Annotated in this window: 4 protein-coding genes and 1 pseudogene; 2 read left to right on the top strand and 3 right to left on the bottom strand. The window is 68.6% G+C overall.

The genetic code is table 11. From position 1 onward, the window contains the following. Positions 1–261, top strand: a pseudogene (locus tag ACAM49_RS39075) (hypothetical protein); the annotation flags it as partial. Positions 262–389: 128 nt separating this feature from the next. Here ACAM49_RS39075 and ACAM49_RS39070 read toward each other — a convergent pair. After that, positions 390–1139, bottom strand: coding sequence for an SDR family oxidoreductase (locus ACAM49_RS39070; RefSeq protein WP_369640553.1), 750 nt, complete (start codon positions 1137–1139; stop codon positions 390–392). Between the two features lie 247 nt (positions 1140–1386). On the opposite strand from ACAM49_RS39070, the gene ACAM49_RS39065 reads away from it, so the two are divergent. Continuing rightward, on the top strand, positions 1387–2259 hold the full coding sequence (locus ACAM49_RS39065; RefSeq protein ID WP_369640552.1) for a TIGR03619 family F420-dependent LLM class oxidoreductase: 873 nt from the start codon (positions 1387–1389) through the stop codon (positions 2257–2259). A 24-nt stretch (positions 2260–2283) separates the two neighbouring features. On the opposite strand, the gene ACAM49_RS39060 is transcribed toward ACAM49_RS39065, so the two are convergent. Both ACAM49_RS39060 and ACAM49_RS39055 read right to left on the bottom strand, forming a co-directional pair. Then, entirely contained in the window at positions 2284–3285 is a 1002-nt protein-coding gene (locus ACAM49_RS39060) for a malate dehydrogenase (RefSeq protein WP_369640551.1), read from the bottom strand. Between the two features lie 138 nt (positions 3286–3423). Continuing rightward, positions 3424–4071, bottom strand: coding sequence for a hypothetical protein (locus tag ACAM49_RS39055; protein WP_369640550.1), 648 nt, complete (start codon positions 4069–4071; stop codon positions 3424–3426). Positions 4072–4154 lie beyond the last annotated feature (83 nt).

The following is a 4154-nucleotide window of genomic DNA, read 5'->3' as shown; positions in this document are numbered from 1 at the left end:
GTCACCAACCCAGCCAACCCGTTCGGCGCGGCCATGGGCGGGGTCGCAGGGATGGGCGGTCCCGCCGGTTCCGGCTTCATGGGCTCCCCCGCCGCGGCGGGCGCGGGCAAGGGCGGCGCGCCCGACGGCCAGCACGGCCGCACGGTGCAGCCGCACCAGAGTGCCTCGCAGGAAAGCGAACTCACCGGCAATCTGGGCACCTTCGCCCCGGGCGTGATCGGCGAGCCCGATGAAGAGCCCGCCGACGACGCCGGGCAGTAGAACGCTGGAACGAAGTGATGCCGCGGCGATCGGGGTAGCTGCCCTGATCACCACGGCATCGGTGGAGGCCGATGTGCGGCTGTACACCCCGCGGACCCGGCCACCGTCTCAGGCGACGCCCCGGTGGATCACACCGCGGTCGGTCGCGTCTGCGCGTCGATGCCGCCGTCGATGACGAACTGCGCGCCGTGGATGAACCCGGCCTGCGGGCCGAGCAGATACGTGATGAGCGAGGCGATCTCCTCGGGCTTGCCGTTGCGGCCGATGGGGGCCACGAAGTTGCGGATCGCCTCACCGTAGCGCGGGTCGTCCAAACCCGCCTGCAGCAGCGGGGTTTCGACACTGCCCGGGGCGACGGCGTTCAGCCGCACGCCCGCTGAACCCCATTCGACGGCGCGTTCGCGCACGGCCACGGTGACGGCGTTCTTGGACGACGCGTAGGCGTAGTGCCCCGCGAAATCCCCGGCCTGGGCGAAGGCCTCGGCCTCGTTGCCCTTGGCGATCGGATTGTCCTCCCACTTGATCTGGGTGGAGGCGACCGACGAAACCACCACGGCCGCAGCGTTTTCACCCTTGCGCAGCGCGGGCAGCAGCGCGTCGAGGACGGCGACGGTCGCCCGGTAGTTGATCTCCACCACGAGATTCGGGTCGGGCACCTGCGGCCCGACGCCCGCGCACAGCACCAGTCCGTCGAGCACTCCCCCGGACCGCTCCAGCACCGCCTCGACCGCGGCCGCCCGCGCCTCGGCGTCGGTCAGGTCGACGGTGATGTCGGCATTGCGCAGGTCGATCCCGATGATGTCGTGCCCGGCGGCCCGCAGGGCGGCGGCGGTGGCCGCGCCGATGCCGGAACCGGAGCCGGTGATGGCGATCGTCATACCGCCGATTAGAACAAGATCCAGGAATGCGAACAAGCCCACCGGGACCGGCATCTCAGCCACCGGGACGGCTACGACCGGGCGGTCTTCGACTGGGATACGACAGTTGAGCACTGGCAGTGCCATCGGCTCGCGCCGAGTCCGGATCGGCGGAACGGGTGCCTTCCGGCGAGCGTGCGGCTAGCATCACTCGCAGAACTAGAATCTGTTCTAGTTTTCGCACTGCTCACTGTCGAGAGGACGATCGATGCGCTTCACCTACGCGGAGGCGATGACCAACCCGGATTACTACATCCCCCTCGCGCAGGCCGCGGAGGCCGCCGGGTTCCACAGCATCACCGTGGCCGACAGCGTCGCCTACCCCGCCGAGTCGGATTCCAAGTATCCGTACACCAAGGACGGCAATCGCGAATTCCTCGACGGCAAGCCGTTCATCGAGACCTTCGTGCTCTCGGCCGCCATCGCCGCGGCCACCACCACCCTGCGCCTGACCCCGTTCGTGCTCAAGCTGCCGATCCGGCCGCCGGTGCTGGTGGCCAAGCAGGCCAGTTCGCTGGCGCGGCTGAGTAACAACCGCTTCGCCCTGGGCGTGGGCATCAGCCCGTGGCCGGAGGACTTCGAGATCATGGGCGTGCCGTTCGAGAAGCGCGGCAAGCGCATGGACGAGTGCATCGAGATCGTGCGCGGCCTGACCACCGGCGAATACTTCGAGTACCACGGCGAGTTCTACGACATTCGCAAGATCAAGCTCACCCCCGCCCCGACCGAGCCGCTGCCGATCCTGCTCGGCGGCCACAGCGATGCCGCGCTCAAGCGCGCGGTGCGGTTGTGCGACGGCTGGATGCACGCCGGCGGCAATGCCGAGGAGCTCGACAAGTACCTGGCCCGCATCAACGAACTGCGCGCGGAGCGGGATCACAAGGGCGACTTCGAGATTCACGCGGTCTCCTACGACGGCTACACCCCGGACGGGGTGAAGCGCTGCGAGGAGAAGGGCATCACCGACCTGATCATCGGCTTCCGCAACTCCTACGCCAAGGAGCAGGACACCGAGACCCTCGAAGAGAAGATCACCAAGATCAAGTGGTACGGCGACAACGTGATCGCCAAGCTGAACTGATCACGCCGCTCGCCCCGGCCTGGGTCACGCCTTCTTGGCGTATCCCAGGTCGACCACGGCATCGCGCTCGCCGATCAGCTCCGCGACGCTGAGATCGATGCGCTCCCGGGCGAACTCGTCGATCTCCAGACCCTGCACGATGGTGTACTCACCGTTCGCGCAGGTCACCGGGAACGAGCTGATGAGTCCCTCGGGCACGCCGTAGGAGCCGTCCGAGGGCACCGCCATCGAGGTCCAGTCGCCGGGCGCAGTGCCCAGCACCCAGTCGTGGATGTGGTCGATGGCGGCGCTGGCCGCGCTCGCCGCCGAGGACGCGCCGCGCGCCTTGATGATGGCGGTACCCCGCTGCTGGACGGTCGGGATGAAATCGTCTGTCACCCAGGTGCGGTCGTCGATCACGTCCAGAGCATTGCGGCCCGCGATGGTCGCGTGCGCGAGGTCCGGGTACTGGCTGGCGGAGTGATTGCCCCACACCGTGATCCGGTGGATGTCGGCCGCGGCCGCTCCGGTCTTCTTGGCCACCTGCGCGATCGCGCGATTGTGGTCGAGGCGGGTGAGCGCGGTGAACCGGGCGGCCGGTACGTCCGGCGCGTTGCTCATCGCGATATAGGCATTGGTATTGGCCGGATTCCCCACCACCAGCACCCGGACATCCTCGGCCGCATTGGCATTGATCGCCGTGCCCTGATCGGTGAAGATCGGCCCGTTGGCGGCCAGCAGATCCGCCCGCTCCATCCCAGCCGTGCGCGGCCGCGCCCCCACCAGGATCGCGATATTGGCACCGTCGAACCCGACCCACGGATCGTCGGAGATATCGATGCCGGACAGCAGCGGGAACGCCCCGTCCTCGAGCTCCATCGCCACGCCCTCGAGCGACCCCACCGCCGCCGGAATCTCCAACAGCCGCAACCGCACCGGCGTCTGCGCCCCGAGCAGCGCCCCGGAGGCGATCCGGAACAGCAACCCGTAGGCGATCTGCCCGGCGGCCCCGGTCACGGTAACGGTCACTGGCGCAACGTTGCTCACGACGAAAACTCCTCGCGGTACGGGTGATTACGCCCTCACCCTATCTACGCTCACACGGCCGCGTCGCGCCCGGTGAGCAACCAGACACCGCTTCCGGCAACGAATCAGCGCGCCAGGTCGGCATTGTCGGAGAACGAATCAGCGCGCGAGATCGGCGATGTCGGAGTCGGCGAGGATGATCGGGGCGGCCTCGTCGCGGGCGCGGACCATGCGGACGGCGCGGTAGAGGGGGCGTTCCTCGGCGATGGCGTCGCGGGCCTCGGCGCGGAGTTGCTGAACCAGCATGTCCGAGATGGCGAGGGCGGCAGCCAGCGGACAACTGGTGAGGGCGTCGGCGAGCTTGCGAAGGCCGAGGATGTGAAGTTCGCGGCCGCTGCCGGAATCGCTGTAGATGGCCAGGGGCACGATGCGCGAGTCCGGGCCCGATGTGATGCGCAGGACGATGCGACTGATCTTGCCCGGGTAGACCAGGATCTCGAGCGCCGTCGCCGCCGCCAGATCGATGCTGCGTTCCCCGCGCCAGGTGCGCGCCCGGATCACCGTGCCGGACACCGTGATCCGCCGCCGCTGCACCGCCATCGCATACAGGGCGGTCGGTGCGCCCAGCACGATCCCGGTCGCCAACGCCACCGGCCAGTGCACGAACAGCGCCATCAACAACCCGACGCCGATCCCCACCCCCAGCGCCGCCAGGGTGAGCTTGCGCAGCGCCGGAGCCAACAACTCCGGCGCGATCAGATCCAGCCCGACTTCCCCGCCGGACCCCGCTTTCGATTCCTCAGTCACAGCCGCGATTCACCCAGTCTCAACAGTTCGCGCGTACCGACGGCACACACCACCCCCGCGCAACGCCCCGCACGGTACCAGCA

The sequence above is a fragment of the Nocardia sp. JMUB6875 genome (genome assembly GCF_041154655.1).
GTDB lineage: Bacteria > Actinomycetota > Actinomycetes > Mycobacteriales > Mycobacteriaceae > Nocardia.
Note: the sequence above shows the minus strand (reverse complement) of the source record. Positions and strands in the feature narration are given on the sequence as shown.

Bases quoted from the DNA above. Each gene is read 5' to 3' on its own strand.
- ACAM49_RS39070 (WP_369640553.1), bottom strand. From the start codon at position 1,139: ATGACGATCGCCATCACCGGCTCCGGTTCCGGCATCGGCGCGGCCACC.
- ACAM49_RS39065 (WP_369640552.1), top strand. From the start codon at position 1,387: ATGCGCTTCACCTACGCGGAGGCGATGACCAACCCGGATTACTACATC.